Origin of the sequence: Sinomonas sp. P10A9 (assembly GCF_041022165.1) — a bacterium.
Taxonomy (GTDB): Bacteria; Actinomycetota; Actinomycetes; order Actinomycetales; family Micrococcaceae; genus Sinomonas; species Sinomonas puerhi.
Map to the genome: position 1 here is coordinate 1031952 of NZ_CP163302.1, position 16205 is coordinate 1048156.

13 protein-coding genes are annotated in these 16205 nt (G+C 69.6%); 9 read left to right on the forward strand and 4 right to left on the reverse strand.

The genetic code is table 11. From position 1 onward, the window contains the following. Positions 1-293: 293 nt before the first annotated feature. Both AB5L97_RS04700 and AB5L97_RS04705 read right to left on the reverse strand, forming a co-directional pair. Positions 294-935: an MBL fold metallo-hydrolase gene (locus tag AB5L97_RS04700; protein ID WP_369046653.1), complete on the reverse strand. Its 642-nt coding sequence runs from the start codon at positions 933-935 to the stop codon at positions 294-296. Further along, positions 935-2044 carry an S-(hydroxymethyl)mycothiol dehydrogenase gene (locus AB5L97_RS04705; protein WP_369046654.1) on the reverse strand — a complete coding sequence of 370 codons (1110 nt, stop codon included), beginning with the start codon at positions 2042-2044 and terminating at the stop codon, positions 935-937. Before AB5L97_RS04705 ends, AB5L97_RS04700 begins: the two co-directional genes overlap by 1 nt. 382 nt (positions 2045-2426) lie before the next feature. Between AB5L97_RS04705 and betA the strand changes: the two genes are divergently transcribed. From betA to AB5L97_RS04730, 5 genes are read left to right on the forward strand one after another with little or no spacing between them, the layout of a single operon-like run. Next, on the forward strand, positions 2427-4103 hold the full coding sequence (gene betA / locus AB5L97_RS04710) for a choline dehydrogenase (protein ID WP_369046655.1): 1677 nt from the start codon (positions 2427-2429) through the stop codon (positions 4101-4103). Next, positions 4100-5209: a quaternary amine ABC transporter ATP-binding protein gene (locus AB5L97_RS04715; RefSeq protein WP_307957810.1), complete on the forward strand. Its 1110-nt coding sequence runs from the start codon at positions 4100-4102 to the stop codon at positions 5207-5209. Before betA ends, AB5L97_RS04715 begins: the two co-directional genes overlap by 4 nt. Beyond that, the gene (locus AB5L97_RS04720) at positions 5206-7284 is read left to right on the forward strand and encodes an ABC transporter permease subunit (RefSeq protein ID WP_307957811.1); all 2079 of its coding nucleotides are present in this window, start codon (positions 5206-5208) and stop codon (positions 7282-7284) included. The genes AB5L97_RS04715 and AB5L97_RS04720 overlap by 4 nt, the downstream gene beginning before the upstream one ends. 14 nt (positions 7285-7298) lie before the next feature. Further along, complete coding sequence (locus AB5L97_RS04725; RefSeq protein WP_307957812.1) at positions 7299-8261, forward strand: ABC transporter substrate-binding protein; 963 nt, start codon at positions 7299-7301, stop codon at positions 8259-8261. Continuing rightward, positions 8249-9772: an aldehyde dehydrogenase family protein gene (locus AB5L97_RS04730; RefSeq protein WP_369046656.1), complete on the forward strand. Its 1524-nt coding sequence runs from the start codon at positions 8249-8251 to the stop codon at positions 9770-9772. The genes AB5L97_RS04725 and AB5L97_RS04730 overlap by 13 nt, the downstream gene beginning before the upstream one ends. Positions 9773-9781: 9 nt before the next feature. Here the strand turns inward: AB5L97_RS04730 and AB5L97_RS04735 are convergent, their stop codons facing one another. Continuing rightward, entirely contained in the window at positions 9782-11059 is a 1278-nt protein-coding gene (locus AB5L97_RS04735) for a helix-turn-helix transcriptional regulator (RefSeq protein ID WP_369046657.1), read from the reverse strand. Positions 11060-11194: 135 nt separating this feature from the next. Here AB5L97_RS04735 and hxlB point away from each other — a divergent pair, with 135 nt between their 5' ends. After that, positions 11195-11791: a 6-phospho-3-hexuloisomerase gene (gene hxlB / locus AB5L97_RS04740; protein WP_423246822.1), complete on the forward strand. Its 597-nt coding sequence runs from the start codon at positions 11195-11197 to the stop codon at positions 11789-11791. Positions 11792-11841: 50 nt separating this feature from the next. Further along, positions 11842-12465: a 3-hexulose-6-phosphate synthase gene (gene hxlA, locus AB5L97_RS04745; RefSeq protein WP_369046659.1), complete on the forward strand. Its 624-nt coding sequence runs from the start codon at positions 11842-11844 to the stop codon at positions 12463-12465. Positions 12466-12777: 312 nt separating this feature from the next. Here hxlA and AB5L97_RS04750 read toward each other — a convergent pair whose 3' ends face one another. Continuing rightward, entirely contained in the window at positions 12778-13503 is a 726-nt protein-coding gene (locus AB5L97_RS04750) for a GntR family transcriptional regulator (protein ID WP_369046660.1), read from the reverse strand. A 138-nt stretch (positions 13504-13641) separates the two neighbouring features. On the opposite strand from AB5L97_RS04750, the gene glyA reads away from it, so the two are divergent. Beyond that, positions 13642-14958 carry a serine hydroxymethyltransferase gene (glyA, locus tag AB5L97_RS04755; protein WP_369046661.1) on the forward strand — a complete coding sequence of 439 codons (1317 nt, stop codon included), beginning with the start codon at positions 13642-13644 and terminating at the stop codon, positions 14956-14958. After that, complete coding sequence (locus AB5L97_RS04760) at positions 14958-16175, forward strand: sarcosine oxidase subunit beta family protein (protein ID WP_307957819.1); 1218 nt, start codon at positions 14958-14960, stop codon at positions 16173-16175. Before glyA ends, AB5L97_RS04760 begins: the two co-directional genes overlap by 1 nt. Positions 16176-16205: the final 30 nt, after the last annotated feature.

Consider the following 16205-nt stretch of genomic DNA (forward strand, 5'->3'; position numbering starts at 1 on the left):
GCGAAGTCACCCCGTGTAGGCGCGAGGTCACCCCGTGGGAACAGCGAGGTCACCCCGTGTGGGCTTGAGATCACCCCTCCGGGAGTTTGAAGATCAGGTAAACAGCGTGCTGCTGTGTCAACGCACGACGACGGCCGGTGCCTTCCGCAGGGAAAGCACCGGCCGTCGTCGTCACCCACGAGGTTCTATCCGGATCGCATGTCTCGTCCGTACGGGGTGACCTCCGGGTCGTACGGGGTGACTTCGCGCCTACACGGGGTGACCTCGCGTCCACACGGGGTGACTTCGGCCTGTCAGTGGCCGCGCGCGATCCATTCCTGCAGGTGCGGCGCCTCGGCGCCGACGGTCGTCGAGTCGCCGTGGCCCGTGTTGACCTCAGTGTCCCCGGGGAGCGTGAGCAGCCGGGTCCGGATGGACTCGATGATCGTGGGGAAATCCGAGTAGGACCGTCCGGTCGCCCCGGGACCACCCTGGAACAGGGTGTCCCCGGTGAACACGGTCCCCAGGCTCTCGGCCCGGAAGCACACGGACCCGGGGGAGTGGCCCGGCGTGTGTATGGCCACCAGCTCCGAGCCCGCGACCGAGAAGACCTCCCCGTCCGCAATCTCCGCGTCCGGCGCGGTGCCCGGATACACCGCGTCCCACAGCATGAGGTCGGCCGGGTGGAGGAGCACCGGCGCGCCTACCTTGTCCGCGAACTCTCTGGCGTGGCGGATGTGGTCGTCGTGGCCGTGAGTGAGGAGCACCGCGGTTACGGTGCGGTCGCCGACTGCGTCGGCGACAGCGCCGGCGTCGTGCGCGGGGTCGATCACGATCGCCTCCGCGTCGTCGCCCACGATCCAGACGTTGTTGTCCACGTCCCACGTGCCGCCGTCGAGGGAGAACGTGCCGGACGTGACGAGGCGCTCGATCCTGGCCCTGCCTTCGGCGCCCATCAGATCTCCACCACGGAGCGCAGGACAGTGCCAGAGTGCATCTTCTCGAAGGCCGCCTCGACGTCGCCGAGGCCGATGCGCTCGGTCACGAACGCATCCAGCGGGAGGCGTCCGAGCTTGAACTGCTCGACGAGCATCGGGAAGTCGCGGCTCGGGAGGCAGTCGCCGTACCACGAGGACTTGAGCGAGCCGCCGCGGCCGAACACATCCAGGAGCGGCAGGTCGAGCGTCATCTCGGGCGTCGGGACGCCTACGAGGACCACACGGCCGGCCAGGTCGCGCGCGTAGAAGGCCTGCTTGTACGTCTCGGGGCGGCCGACGGCGTCGATGACCACGTCCGCGCCGAAGCCGCCCGTGAGGTCGCGGATCGCCTCGACAGGGTCCGTCTCACGCGAGACGACGCCGTGAGTCGCGCCGAGGCTCTTGGCGAGCTCCACCTTGGCGGGATCGAGGTCCACGGCGATGATTGTCGTCGCGCCCGCGAGCTTCGCGCCCGCGATCGCCGCGATGCCCACGCCGCCGCAGCCGATCACGGCCACGGACTCCCCGCGCTTGACCTCGCCGGTGTTGATGGTGGCGCCGATGCCGGCCATGATCCCGCAGCCGAGCAGGCCGACCGCGGCGGGATCGACGTCGTCGTCGATCTTGGTGCACTGTCCGGCCGCGACGAGGGTCTTCTCGGCGAAGGAGCCGATGCCGAGCGCCGCGGTCAGCGGGGTGCCGTCGGCGAGGGTCATCTTCTGGGTCGCGTTGTGCGTGGCGAAGCAGTACTGCGGCTGGCCCTTTGCGCAGGCCCGGCATTGCCCGCACACCGCGCGCCAGTTCAGAATCACACGGTCGCCGGGCTTGAGGTCCGTCACGTCCGGGCCGACCGAGCTGACCACCGCGGTGGACTCGTGGCCGAGGAGGTAGGGGTAGTCGTTGCCGATCCCGCCGAGCTTGTAGTGCAGGTCCGTGTGGCAGACGCCGCACGTGAGGACGTCAACCAGCGCCTCGCCTGGGCCGGGGTCCGGGACCAGGATCGTCTCGACGGTCGCCGGCGCGTTCTTCTCGCGCACGACGACGGCCCTCACCTCGTGCATGTTCGTTCCGCGGGGTGCGTTGGTCATGGAAATCCTCCTGTGGTGTTCAAACGTGGGCCGTGCCCATCATGACCAGCGCCGCTCTCGCGTGTCCACGTGGCCCGCGGCATGAGACGCCGGCACCCCGACATGGTCGTATGGCCGGCCCTAGGACCGGTCAGCGCTGGTATAGATCTGATATATCACCACAGCCTACGGGCGGAAGTGCGGGCGGTCAATGGGCATCGCCTGCATCACGTTTCGATCTCGTGAAATTCTTCCGGGCGCCCAGAAAGGTGCTTGACAGCCGTCTGTGACGTGACTCACTGTTGTGCATGCCGAATCACGTTGCAGCTTGTGCAATTCACCGCGGTGTCTCGGACTCTGGGGGAAGGTCCGAGGCTCACTCTCTAAGGAGCAGCACGCATTCATGACAGCCAAGCACTTCGACTACATCATCGTCGGCGGCGGCAGCGCCGGCTCTGTCCTGGCCGACCGGTTGAGCGCGGGAGGGGACCGCACGGTGCTCGTCCTCGAGGCCGGCCGAAGCGACTACCCGTGGGACCTGTTCATCCAGATGCCCGCCGCACTCACGTTCCCGAGCGGGAACCCGCTCTATGACTGGCGCTATGAGTCTGATCCCGAGCCGTTTATGCGGGGTCGGCGGGTGGCGCATGCGCGCGGCAAGGTCCTGGGAGGCTCGAGCTCGATCAACGGCATGATCTTCCAGCGGGGCAACCCTCTGGACTACGAGCGATGGGGCGCAGACTCCGGCATGGAGTCATGGGACTTCGCCCACTGCCTGCCCTACTTCAAGCGCATGGAGAACTGCCTCGCGGCCGCTCCCGAGGATCCATACCGAGGCCACGACGGTCCCCTCATCCTCGAGCGCGGCCCCGCCACGAACCCGCTGTTCCAGGCCTTCTTCGATGCGGCCGTGGAGGCCGGCTACCCGCGTACCGACGACGTCAACGGCTTCAGGCAGGAGGGATTCGGCCCGTTCGATCGCAACGTGCACAAGGGCGAGCGCTACTCGGCGTCGCGCGGATATCTCCGGCCGGCCCGCACGCGGCCGAACGTGACGGTTCGGACCCTCTCGTTCGTCACCGGGATCGAGTTCCGGGGAACGCGCGCAAGCGGCGTCACCTACCGCCGGGGCGGGCAGAACCACACGGTGAGCGGTGGCGAGGTCATCCTGTGCGGGGGCGCCTTCAACACGCCACAGCTGCTCCAACTCGCGGGCATCGGCGAACCGGAGCACCTCCGCTCCGTCGGTGTCACGCCCCGGGTCGGGCTTCCGGGCGTCGGGGAGAACCTCCAGGACCACCTCGAGGTCTACATCCAGCACGCATGCCTCGCTCCCGTGTCGCAACAGCCATCCCTCGACCTGTGGCGCATGCCCTTCATCGGCCTCGAGTGGCTCCTCGGCCGAAAGGGCCCCGCGGCCACGAACCACTTCGAGGGAGGCGGCTTTGCCCGGTCGAACAGCGACGTGGCCTACCCGAACCTCATGTACCACTTCCTTCCCGTGGCGGTGCGGTACGACGGCAAGAAGGCCGACGTCGAGCACGGCTACCAGGTCCATGTCGGGCCCATGTACTCCGACGCGCGCGGGCGGCTGAGGATACGCTCTGCCGACGCCTCGGGGCGCCCATCGATCCTCTTCAACTACCTCTCGACCGAGCAGGACCGGCGCGAGTGGATCGAAGCGATCCGCGTCTCCCGAGAGATCCTCCGGCAGCCGGCCATGGCGCCGTTCAACGGCGGCGAGATCTCGCCCGGGCTTGCCGTCAGCACGGACGAGGAGATCCTCGACTGGGTCGCCCGGGACGCGGAGACCGCACTCCATCCGTCCTGCACGGCGAAGATGGGCCCGGACTCGGACCCCATGGCCGTCGTCGACCCGCTCACCATGAAGGTCCACGGCACGGAGGGGCTGCGCGTCGTGGACGCGTCGGCCATGCCCTACGTGACGAACGGCAACATCTTCGCACCGGTCATGATGCTCGCCGAGAAGGCCGCCGACCTCATCCTCGGCCGGGCGCTCCCGGCCGAATCCGAGCCCTACCACCGACACGCCGTGAGCCAGACCGAGGAGGCAGCATGAGCGCCAGTGTCCTAGAACCCAGTACCGCCCGTCACGCGGCCGCCAGCGGCCCTTCGGAACCAGCCCTCAAGGTCGAGGGCCTCTGGAAGATCTTCGGGGCGAAGGCGGACAAGATCATCGGCACGCCCGACGAGCACCTCACGCGCAAGGAGCTCCAGTCCAAGACCGGGTGCCTCGCGGCCGTCAAGGACGTCTCCTTCGAGGTGGCCCCCGGCGAGGTCTTCGTCGTCATGGGCCTCTCTGGATCGGGCAAGTCGACGCTCGTGCGCCTGCTGACACGGCTCATCGAGCCGACGGCGGGTCGCGTCACGATCGACGGCGAGGACGTCACCTGCGCGAGCAAGGCGAAGCTGCGCGAGATGCGCCGCAGCCACATGGCCATGGTCTTCCAGCAGTTCGGCCTCCTCCCACACCGCAAGGTCATCGACAACATCGCCTACGGCCTCGAGGTCCGGGGCGAAGGCAAGGCCAAACGCCTCGCCCGCGCCCAGGAGATGGTCGATCTCGTCGGCCTGTCCGGCTATGAGAACTCGTTCCCCGACCAGCTCTCCGGCGGCATGCAGCAGCGCGTCGGCCTGGCCCGGGCCCTCGCGGTCGACCCCCAGGTCCTGCTGTTCGACGAGCCCTTCTCCGCGCTCGACCCTCTCATCCGGCGGGACATGCAGAACGAGGTGTGCCGCCTTCACGAGGAGGTCGGGAAGACGATGGTCTTCATCACCCACGACCTCCAGGAAGCGCTCAAGCTGGGCGACCGCATCCTCATCATGCGTGACGGCGAGGTCGTCCAGATCGGCACCCCAGCCGAGGTTGTGGCGAACCCGGCCGACGACTATGTGCGCGATTTCGTCTCTGACGTCCCGCGCTCGCACGTGCTCACGCTCCGCTACGTGGTCCGGGCCCCCCGCGCGGGGGAGTCCCTCGACGGGCCGGCCATGCGCGCGGACTGCGTGGTGCGCGACGCAGCGCGCCAGGTCCTGGAGTCGTCGCTCCCGGTCCGCGTCTACGAGGGCGAGCGGTTCCTCGGCGTGGTCGACGACGAGGACATCCTCCGCGTCGTCGTCGCCGAAGAGGCGTCCCCCGCAGTGGGCAACGGTGGTGCGGCATGAGCACGATGGCCACCGACTGCGACCGGGTGGACACCGCCGCGATCCCTCCCGGGGGCGCGAGGGAACGGGCGTCGGAACCCGCGACCCGCCCGCCGACAGGCGGCCCGCGCGCCTTCACCCGCCGACACTGGCGCTCGCTCGTGGGCGCCGCCGTCGTCGCGGCGTGGCTCGTGCTGTGGGCGCTCCTGAGGGGAACGCAGACCCTCGAACTCGGAGGGGCCGAGAAGACCGACGTCCACGTCTGGTTCAACGGCCTGCGGGACGGCTTCGACGCGGCCCGGGCGAACTCGGCGTTCTTCGAGTACGTCGTCCAGCCGATCACGAATGGCCTCAACGGGACCGTCGCGTTCCTCCAGCATCTGGCCAGCCAGCCCTCGGTGGGGCGTCCGGTTCCGGAGGTCGGCTGGCTGGGCGTCGTCGTGCTCCTCGCCTGGCTCACCTTCACCTTCGCCGGTGTGCGGCTGATGCTCCTGGTCGCCGCGTGCGTGCTCCTGTTCGGCTTCTTCGGCTACTGGCAGCAGAGCATCGACACGCTCATCGTGACGTTCGTGGCCGTCCTCGTCTGCGTGCTCCTGGGGCTCCCGCTGGGCATTCTTACCGCGCGGAACGCCAGGGTCGCGGCCGTGGTCACCCCGGTGCTGGACCTCATGCAGACCCTCCCGTCGTTCGCGTACCTCGCGCCCCTGGCCCTCGTTTTCGGCATCGGCCCGGCCGCGGCCATCGTCACGACGGTCATCTACTCGCTCCCGCCGCTCGTGCGCATCACCGAGCACGGCATCCGCAACGTCTCGCCCGTCACGCTCGAAGCCGTGGCCTCGATGGGCGGCACCGCCTGGCAGACACTGGCCAAGGTGGAGCTGCCCATGGCCCGGCGCACGATCGTCGTGGGCGTCAACCAGTGCACCATGGCCGCGCTCTCCATGGCGACCATCGCCACGCTCATCAACGGGCCCGGCCTCGGCGGCCCTGTGCTCCAGGCGCTCCAGTCCCTCGACGTCGGCTCGGCCTTCGTCTCGGGCCTCGCGATCGTGCTCATGGCCATCATGCTGGACCGCACGACGACGGCCGCCTCCGAACGCTCGGGGATCGAGGCCCGCGTCCAGCGCGGCACGGGCCCGGCGGGCCTGCGCGGCGCACGGGGGCGACGGGCCGCCGTCGTCATCGGTGCGGTGCTCACCGCGGTCGCCGTCTACCTCTCCCGCACCTACCTCGCGCTGGCGAAGTTCCCGCCGTCCCCCGACCTCGGCACGCCGCTCGCCAAGGCGGTTTCGGCCGCCACGGCATGGGCTGTGGGGACGCTCTCCGGCTTCACGGGCTGGCTCAAGGACGCTGTGACCGCCGTGCTCGTCAACCCGCTCGAGTCGCTCCTGGCGCAGTCGCCCTGGTGGGTCATGGCGCTCGTGCTCCTGGGCGTCGCGCTCGCGCTCGGCCGCTGGCGCACCGCTCTGGTCACGCTCGCGTGCGAGGCCGTGATCCTGGGCACGGGCCTCTGGAACGAGAGCATGAAGACGCTCGCCACGACCCTCGTCGCCACCCTCCTCGTTGTCGTCGCGGCGGTGGCCGTCGGAGTCTTGATGGGCAGGAGCAGGCTCGTCGACTCGATCGTCCGACCGGTGCTGGACGCGTTCCAGACCATCCCGCCGTTCGTGTACCTCGTCCCGGCGCTTGCCCTCTTCGGCCCCACCAGGTTCACCGCGATCGCCGCCGCCCTCGCCTACGGCGTGCCGATCGCCACCAAGCTCGTTGCCGACGGCATCCGGGGCGTCTCCCCGGTCGCCGTCGAGGCCTCCGAATCGATGGGGACCACGACGTGGCAGATGGTGTCCAAGGTCCAGTTGCCCATGGCGCGCGCCGCCGTCGTCCTCGCCGCCAATCAGGGCCTCCTGTACGTGCTCGCGATGGTCGTCGTCGGCGGCCTCGTCGGAGGCGGGGGACTCGGATATCTCGTGGTCTCCGGCTTCTCGCAGGGCCAGCTCTTCGGCAAGGGCCTCGCCGCCGGCATCGCCATCACCGCCCTCGGAATCATGCTCGACCGCATCGCCCAGCACGCCGCTGCCCGCTTCGGCAGCGCCTGATCAAGGAAGATCCCATGAATAGAACAGCGAAGACAAAGGCGCTCGGCGCCCTGGCCCTCACCGCCGTCCTCGGCCTGACCGCGTGCGGCGGGGACATCTCCTCCGCGTCCCCCGCCTCCGGGAGCGCAGCGAACTGCGGCACGTTCAACCTCGCCGTCAACCCCTGGGTCGGCTACGAGGCGGACGCCTATGTGGTCGGAACCCTGGCCAAGGAGAAGCTCGGCTGCACCGTCAACTACAAGACCCTCAAGGAAGAGGTCGCGTGGCAGGGCTTCGGCAGCGGCGAGGTGGACGCCGTCATCGAGAACTGGGGTCACCCTGACCTCACCGAGAAGTACATCACCCAGCAGAAGACCGCCGTGGACGCCGGCCTCACCGGGAACACCGGAGTGATCGGCTGGTTCGTGCCGCCATGGATGGCCAAGCAGTACCCCGACATCACGGACTCGAAGAACCTGAACAAGTACGCGGACCTCTTCAAGACCTCCGAGTCCGGCGGGCAGGGCCAGCTCCTCGACGGCGACCCCTCCTTCGTCACGAACGACGAGGCCCTCGTGAAGAACCTCGGCCTGAACTTCAAGGTCGTGTACGCCGGCAGCGAGCCCGCCCTCATCCAGGCCTTCCGCCAGGCCGAGCAGAACCACACGCCGCTCATCGGCTACTTCTACGACCCCCAGTGGTTCATGGCCGAGGTCCCACTCGTGAAGGTCAACCTCCCCGCCTACACCGACGGATGTGACGCCGACGCAGCCAAGGTCGCCTGCGACTACCCGAAGTACGACCTGAACAAGATCGCCTCCACCAAGTTCGCCAACTCCGGCAGCCCCGCCTACCAGCTCGTGAAGAAGTTCAGCTGGACCAACCAGGACCAGAACACCGTGGCCGGCTACATCGCCCGCGACGGCATGACCCCTGAGGCCGCCGCCAAGAAGTGGATCGACGCCAACCCCGACAAGGCCGCCGCATGGCTCAAGTAGCCACCCTCGCCCCCGACACCACGACAACCACCATCAGGGGCCTCTATATCGGCGGCGCGTGGCACGAGGCGCACGACGGCGGCACAGCCGCCGTGCGGTGCCCGGCGGACGGGCGCGAGGTGGCGGTCGTCGTCTCGGCCACCGCCGCCGACTCGGAGCGGGCCATCGCCAGCGCCCGGGCCGCGTTTGACGGCGGCCCGTGGCGGCGCATGACCGACATCGAGCGCGGCGACGTGATGCTCCGCGTCGCGGACCTGCTCGAGCGGGACAAGGCGGCATATGCCCGCGCCGAGGCGCTCGACACGGGCAAGCGACTCGTCGAGGCAGAGTACGACATGGACGACATCGCAGCGTGCTTCCGCTACTACGGGAAGATCGCCGGGCTCGACGCGGGCCGGGTCGTCGACACGGGGCGCGCTGGCGCCATCAGCCGTGTCGTGTACGAGCCGGTCGGCGTCTGCGCCCTCATCGCTCCGTGGAACTACCCGCTCCTGCAGGCCGCCTGGAAGGTCGCCCCGGCGCTCGTGGCCGGCAACTCGTTCGTGCTCAAGCCCAGCGAGCTCACGCCGTCGACCTCGATCCTGCTCATGGAGACCCTCGCCGAGGCCGGCGTCCCTGCGGGCGTGGCCAACCTCGTGACGGGCAGGGGCTCGGTGGTGGGCGGCCCGCTGAGCTCGGACCCGCGCGTCGATCTCGTCTCCCTCACGGGGAGCCTCGCCACGGGACAGACGATCATGGCCGCCGCGGCCGAGACCGTCAAGCGCGTAGCCTTCGAGCTCGGCGGGAAGAACCCCAACGTCGTCTTCGCGGACGCGGACTGGGACGCCGCCGTCGACAATGCGCTGACGGCAGTCTTCCTGCACTCGGGCCAGGTCTGCTCGGCGGGCGCCCGGCTCGTCGTGGAGGCAACGATCGCGGAGCGCTTCGTCTCCGAGGTGGTCGCGAAGGCCCAGCGGATCCGGCTCGGCGGGCCCTTCGACCCGGAGGCCGAGACGGGTCCGCTCATCTCGGCCGGGCACCGAGAGAAGGTCCACACGTACGTCCAGGCCGGCATCGCCGAGGGGGCGGAGCTCCTTTGCGGGGGCTACATCCCCGACGAGCCACGCCTCGCGGATGGCTACTTCTACCCGCCCACCGTGCTCGGCGGCTGCCGCTCGGGCATGAGCGTGGTCAGGGAGGAGTCATTCGGGCCCGTGCTCACCGTCGAGACGTTCCGGGACGAGGCTGAGGCGATCGCGATCGCCAACGACACCGAGTACGGACTCGCTGGTGCCGTCTGGACCTCGGACGCGTCGAGGGCCCAGCGCGTGGCCGGAGCACTGCGGCACGGGACGGTGTGGATCAACGACTACCACCCGTACGTCCCGCAGGCCGAGTGGGGCGGCTTCGGCAAGTCCGGCGTCGGCCGTGAGCTGGGCCGCGCGGGGCTCGACGAGTACCGCGAGGCGAAGCACATCTGGCAGAACGTCAGCCCATCGCCGAGCGGGTGGTTCGGCGGCACCCACGCCTGAGGACGATGCTCAGGTGCGGGTGCCCGACCGGGCCTCCGCGGCAACCGCGATCGCCTCAGCGCGCGAGCTGACGCCGAGCTTCCTGAAGAGGTTCCTCAGGTGGAACTTGACGGTGTTCTCGCTGACGTTGAGCTCGGCGGCGATCGCACGGTTCCGCAGACCGCCCGAGAGCAACCCCAGCACCTGCTCCTCGCGTTCGCCCAGCCCCCATTCCGCGCCCTCGCGGGATGGGGGCATCGGCGCGTCGAGGGGCAGTCTCACGAACACATCCGCTCCCCAGCTGGCCATGACCTCGATACGCAGCTCCCCGTCGAGCGCCTGCACGCGCTGCTCGATGCGACGCATCCCGTCCTCGCCGAGCGAGAGGCACCCCTCGCCGTCGTCCCGGATGTCGATGAGGAGGTTAGTCCCGTCGCAGCCCCACTGCACCCGGATCCGGCGAACATCGTCCTGCTCGACCATGGCCAGCACCAGCGAGCGGACGATAGCCCGGGCGGCGTGGGCCACCTCGCCCGGGAGCGCGCGTCCGTCGGCGGGCGGCTCGACGAACTGGACCGCGATCCCGCTGAACCGCTGGAGGGGGCGCAGATCGCTCTGGAGGCGTTCGAAGGCCTTGGCGACCGGTTCCTCGAGCAGGGCCGCGGTCCGGTCCGCGGACGACCGGAGTCGGACCAGGGCCCCCGCGGCGAGGTCGGCGGCGGCCTGCCGCGCCGCTGCGTCCGACTGATGCGGCGAGCGCAGCGCGGCGAGCATCGTCTCGAGTGTGGTCGAGTGCTGGTCCGTCAGCTCGGCCGTGAGGCGCGCCCTCTCGGCGGATGCCGCGCGGGACTCGCGCAGGTACGACGGCGCCGCTTCCGCCACCTTGTCGCGGATGCGCACCGCGGCGAGGTGCCACAGGCGCACGACGACGTCCATCGCCTCCGCTGCTGATCGCCCGCCCGCGGGGGACGGCTCGGTGAGCACCAGGAGCGCGTTCGTCGAGGATCGGGCGGCCAGGACGGGGCGCACCCGGCCGGCGATCTCCTCCTCGGACCAGCGCGGCGCGAGATCCGGGAGGGACGAGCGGACGGCGTCGAGCTCGTCGAGGGTGACGCGGCTGATGATGTGCTCCGCTCCGGCCTTCTTCTGCGGCCGGCCCGTGCAGTCCTCGGTGAAAACAATGAGCGCCGAGCACGCGACATACGGGGCGATGGCCTTTCGCAGCCTCTCCGCGATGGCCAGCAGCGGCGCATCCGCCAGCTCGGCGGCAGAGTCGAGGAGGGACAGCGCATCAGGGGCGGGGGTCATCGGCCCAGTCTAGGGATGACCTGCCCGAATGGGTAGGCATTGCCGCCCGAGCAGGCGGTGTCTCACCCTTTCAGGTGGTCCGATGCTGGATGTAGAGCCCACCGGGGGCTCGCTTAGTACAGCAGAGGAGTGTCCATGAGCGTGGAGACGATGACGACGCCGCGTCCGGTCACGGCCGACGGCGTCCACCACAGCCTCGGCCTCATCCAGGGCGAGGTCTTCGCGGCAGCCAGCTCGCTGCACCGCGGGGAGATGGCCGAGGTCGCCCGACTGGTCCGTGATGCGCCGCGGGTCTTCCTCGCCGGCGCCGGCCGCAGCGGGCTCGTGCTCCGCATGGCGGCGATGCGCCTCATGCACCTCGGTCTCGAGGTCCACGTCGCGGGGGACACGACGACCCCGGCCATCCGCTCGGGCGACCTCCTCATCGCCGCCTCGGGTTCCGGCACGACGGCCGGCGTCGTGAAGGCGGCGAGCACCGCCGCGGCGGTCGGGGCACGCATCGCGGTCTTCACGACGGACGGTGACTCGCCGCTGGCGGCCCGCGCCGACGCCGTCGTGATCATCCCGGCCGCACGCAAGACGGACCACGGCGGCACGGCCTCCCAGCAGTACTCGGGGAGCCTGTTCGAGCAAGTGCTGCTCGTGGCCACCGAGGCCGTGTTCCAGAGCCTCTGGGACGCCGACGGGACCCCGGCGGAGGAGCTCTGGCTCCGGCACGCCAACATCGAGTAGCCCAACCTCCCGATCCTCGCACCACCTCAACCCACAGAAGGAAACACACTATGAAGCTTCAGGTCGCCATGGACGTCCTCACCGTCGACGAGGCTCTCGCACTGGCCGCGCAGGTCGCAGAGCACGTGGACATCATCGAGCTCGGCACCCCGCTCGTGAAGAATGCCGGGCTCTCGGCAGTCACCGCCATCAAGGAGGCGCACCCCGGCAAGGTGGTCTTCGCCGACCTCAAGACGATGGACGCCGGGGAGCTCGAGGCGGAGCTCGCCTTCAAGGCCGGCGCCGATCTGGTGTCCGTCCTGGGCAGCGCCGATGACTCGACGATTGCGGGAGCGGTCAAGGCCGCGCGCGCCCACAACAAGGGCGTGGTCGTGGACCTCATCGGCGTCCAGGACAAGGTCACCCGGGCCCAGGAGGCCCGCCAGCTCGGCGCGAAGTACGTCGAGTTCCACGCGGGCCTCGACGAGCAGGCCAAGCCGGGCTACGACTTGAGCGTTCTCCTGACCGCGGGCGAACTGGCCCGCGTGCCGTTCTCCGTGGCCGGCGGCGTCAACGCCTCCACGATTGCGGCCGTGCAGCGCTCGGGCGCTGACGTGGCCGTGGCCGGCGGCTCCATCTACGGCGCCGCTGACCCGGCGGCAGCCGCGCGGGAGCTCAGGGCAGCCATTATCTGATCGTGCGCGAGCTGGATTGAGCACAAGGCCGTGGAGGGCCAGAGGTTCGGCCCTCCGCGGCCTTTGGCGTGTCCGCGTGCCAGGGGGTGACTTCGCACACTGGGGGTGACCTCGGCATCACTGGGGGTGATCTCGGCGTCACAGGGGTGACTTCGCGCTCGTACGGGGTGACTTCGCGCTCCCATGGGGTGATCTCGCGGTCAGGCGGGGTGATCTCGCGGTCAGGCGGGGTGATCTCGCGGTCAGGCGGGGTGATCTCGGCGGAAGTGGTGGCGGGGTAGCCGGGTGGCTGGGTGGCCGCCTCTGCGTTTCCTAGAGGGCCTTGCGGATCGTCGCCTCGAAGCTCGTGACGTGCTCGAGGGCCATGCGGCCCGCGTCCTCGGCCCGGCCGTCGGCGATGGTCCGCAGCATCTCGGCATGCTCCTGGATGTGCCCCGCGACGGAGGGCACCTTGTCCAGGACGAGGCACCAGATGCGCGTGGCGAGGTTGTCGTAGCGGATGAGGGCGTCGGTGAGGTGCGGATTGCCGGCCGCGGCGTAGATGAGCCGGTGCACCGTGATGTCGTACCGCATGAGCTCGCGCTGGTCGATCGGCTCGGCGAGCGCCTCGATCGCGTCGGCCGTCTCGCGCAGCCGTTCCCGCATCGCGGGGGAGGCGTCCCGCGCCGCGCGGCGCGCTGCGAGCGGTTCGAGCTGCTCGCGGATCTCCGACACGTCGGCGAGCTCGGTGATGTCGACAGCGGTCGCGAACGTCCCGCGCCGGGGGTAGGAGACCACGAGGTGGTCCACCTCGAGCCGCTTGAGCGCCTCGCGCACAGGGGTGCGCCCCACGCCGAGCTCTGCGGCGAGCGCGGTGTCATTGATCGGGGCGCCGGGCTTGATCTCGAGCATGATCAGCCGGTCCCGGAGTGTGAGGTACGCCTGCTCGGCGAGGGAGACGGACGACGCCGCCTGCTCGCCGTTTGCAGTCGGCTCGGCCAGCGCGTCGCGCGGCTCGCCGGGAGCTGGGGCCTCTGATGCTACGGCGGTGCTTGTCATGCTGGGGGCTCCTTCCGGGAGGGGTTGACCGCGGTGTGATGCTCACCATAGTATCTGGTCTAGAACTAATATATCAGTTGATGATTAGTTAGATATCAAGCCAGACAACGCGCTGGATGCCAGTCCCAAGGAGGCACCATGGAGAACCTTCTCGATCTCCCGCTCGCGAGCGCCGACCCAGAGGTCGCCGCCGCCATCGATGCAGAGCTCGCCCGCCAGCAGGGCACGCTCGAGATGATCGCGTCGGAGAACTTCGCGCCGGCCGCGGTGATGGAGGCGCAGGGCTCGGTCCTGACCAACAAGTACGCCGAGGGCTACCCCGGACGCCGCTACTACGGCGGCTGCGAGCACGTCGACGTGATCGAGCAGCTGGCCATCGACCGGGCCAAGTCCCTCTTCGGCGCCGGGTTCGCGAACGTCCAGCCGCACTCGGGTGCGCAGGCCAATGCCGCCGCGATGCATGCCCTCATCCAGCCCGGCGACACGATCATGGGCCTCGACCTGGCCCATGGCGGGCACCTCACGCACGGGATGAAGCTCAACTTCTCCGGCAAGCTCTACAAGGTCGTCCCGTACCAGGTCTCCGAGACGGACCACCGGATCGACATGGCGCAGGTAGAGAAGCTCGCCGACGAGCACCGGCCGCAGCTCATGATCGCCGGCTGGTCCGCGTACTCGCGCCAGCTCGACTTCGCGGAGTTCCGCCGCATCGCCGACAAGGTCGGCGCCTACCTGCTTGTGGACATGAGCCACTTCGCGGGCCTCGTGGCCGCGGGCCTGCACCCCAACCCGGTCCCGCATGCCCACGTGACCACGACGACCACGCACAAGACCCTCGGCGGTCCGCGCGGCGGCATCATCCTCACCAACGACCCCGCGCTGGCGAAGAAAATCAACTCGGCGGTGTTCCCGGGCCAGCAGGGCGGCCCGCTCGAGCACGTGATCGCCGGCAAGGCCGTCGCGTTCAAGTTCGCCGCGACCGAGGAGTTCGCGGACCGCCAGGCGCGCACGCTCGAAGGCGCCCGCATCCTGGCCGGGCGGCTCCTGCAGGACGACCTCGCGGCCGCGGGGATCGGCGTCGTCAACGGCGGGACCGACGTGCACCTGGTGCTCGTGGACCTGCGCCACTCCGAGCTCGACGGCCAGCAGGGCGAGGACCGCCTGCATCGGATCGGCATCACGGTCAACCGCAACGCCGTCCCGTTCGACCCGCGCCCGCCGATGGTCTCCTCTGGCCTGCGGATCGGCACGCCGGCCCTGGCCACCCGCGGATTCGGTGCCGCCGAGTTCACCGAGGTCGCGGACATCATCGCCGCAGCCCTCAAGCCCGAGTTCGACGACGAGCTGGCCGCCTCGCTGCGCTCGCGCGTGGCCGTCCTCGCCGACAAGCACCCCCTCTACCCCAACCTCACCCCGGCCAGCGCCGGGGCCGATCACGAGAACGGAGCCCAGTGATGGCGGATCTGCTGCCCGAACACCCGGACTTCCTCTGGCACAACCCGGACCCCAAGCCCTCGTATGACGCGGTCATCGTGGGCGGCGGCGGCCACGGTCTCGCCACGGCGTACTACCTCGCCAAGAACCACGGGATGACCAACATCGCGGTCCTCGAGCGCGGCTGGCTCGCCGGCGGCAACATGGCCCGCAACACGACGATCATCCGCTCGAACTACCTGTGGGACGAGTCGGCGGCGATCTACGAGCACTCCCTCAAGCTCTGGGAGCAGCTCCCCGAGGAGCTCGAGTACGACTTCCTGTTCAGCCAGCGCGGCGTCATGAACCTCGCGCACACGCTCCAGGACGTGCGCGAGTCCGTCCGCCGCGTGGGCGCGAACAAGCTCAACGGCGTGGATGCCGAGTGGCTCGATGCCGACCAGGTCAAGGAACTCTGCCCGATCATCAACGTCAGCGAGGACATCCGCTACCCGGTCCTCGGTGCCACGTACCAGCCGCGCGCCGGCATCGCGAAGCACGACCACGTCGCGTGGGCCTTCGCCCGCAAGGCGGACGAGCTCGGCGTCGACATCATCCAGAACTGCGAGGTCACGGGCTTCGTCAAGGACGGCAACCGTGTGGTCGGCGTCCAGACGAACCGGGGCACGATCGCCACGGGCAAGGTAGCCCTCTGCGCGGCGGGCCACTCGAGCGTGCTGGCCAAGCTCGCCGGCTTCGACCTCCCGATCCAGTCGCACCCCCTCCAGGCGCTCGTCTCCGAGCTCCACCACAAGGTGCACCCCACGGTCGTCATGTCCAACCACGTCCACGTGTACGTCTCCCAGGCGCACAAGGGCGAGCTGGTCATGGGCGCGGGCATCGACTCCTACAACGGCTACGGCCAGCGCGGGGCGTTCCACGTCATCGAGGAGCAGATGGCAGCCGCCGTCGAGCTCTTCCCGATCTTCGCCCGGGCGCACCTTCTGCGCACGTGGGGCGGCATCGTCGACGTGACGCTCGATGCGTCCCCGATCGTCGGCAAGGCCCCGGTCGAGGGCATGTACGTCAACTGCGGCTGGGGCACGGGAGGCTTCAAGGGCACCCCGGGCGCCGGCTGGAGCATGGCGCACACCATCGCCACGGACGAGGCCCACGCCCTCAACGCACCCTTCGCCCTCGAGCGCTTCGAGACCGGCGCCCTCATCGACGAGCACGGCGCCGCCGCCGTGGCCCACTGAGCCCCAGGCTCAGGTAAGCACAGAAAGGAG

Bases quoted from the DNA above. Each gene is read 5' to 3' on its own strand.
- AB5L97_RS04760 (WP_307957819.1), top strand. From the start codon at position 14,958: ATGGCGGATCTGCTGCCCGAACACCCGGACTTCCTCTGGCACAACCCG.
- AB5L97_RS04720 (WP_307957811.1), top strand. From the start codon at position 5,206: ATGAGCACGATGGCCACCGACTGCGACCGGGTGGACACCGCCGCGATC.
- hxlA (WP_369046659.1), top strand. From the start codon at position 11,842: ATGAAGCTTCAGGTCGCCATGGACGTCCTCACCGTCGACGAGGCTCTC.
- AB5L97_RS04735 (WP_369046657.1), bottom strand. From the start codon at position 11,059: ATGACCCCCGCCCCTGATGCGCTGTCCCTCCTCGACTCTGCCGCCGAG.
- AB5L97_RS04715 (WP_307957810.1), top strand. From the start codon at position 4,100: ATGAGCGCCAGTGTCCTAGAACCCAGTACCGCCCGTCACGCGGCCGCC.
- glyA (WP_369046661.1), top strand. From the start codon at position 13,642: ATGGAGAACCTTCTCGATCTCCCGCTCGCGAGCGCCGACCCAGAGGTC.
- AB5L97_RS04750 (WP_369046660.1), bottom strand. From the start codon at position 13,503: ATGACAAGCACCGCCGTAGCATCAGAGGCCCCAGCTCCCGGCGAGCCG.
- hxlB (WP_423246822.1), top strand. From the start codon at position 11,195: ATGAGCGTGGAGACGATGACGACGCCGCGTCCGGTCACGGCCGACGGC.
- betA (WP_369046655.1), top strand. From the start codon at position 2,427: ATGACAGCCAAGCACTTCGACTACATCATCGTCGGCGGCGGCAGCGCC.
- AB5L97_RS04725 (WP_307957812.1), top strand. From the start codon at position 7,299: ATGAATAGAACAGCGAAGACAAAGGCGCTCGGCGCCCTGGCCCTCACC.
- AB5L97_RS04700 (WP_369046653.1), bottom strand. From the start codon at position 935: ATGGGCGCCGAAGGCAGGGCCAGGATCGAGCGCCTCGTCACGTCCGGC.
- AB5L97_RS04705 (WP_369046654.1), bottom strand. From the start codon at position 2,044: ATGACCAACGCACCCCGCGGAACGAACATGCACGAGGTGAGGGCCGTC.
- AB5L97_RS04730 (WP_369046656.1), top strand. From the start codon at position 8,249: ATGGCTCAAGTAGCCACCCTCGCCCCCGACACCACGACAACCACCATC.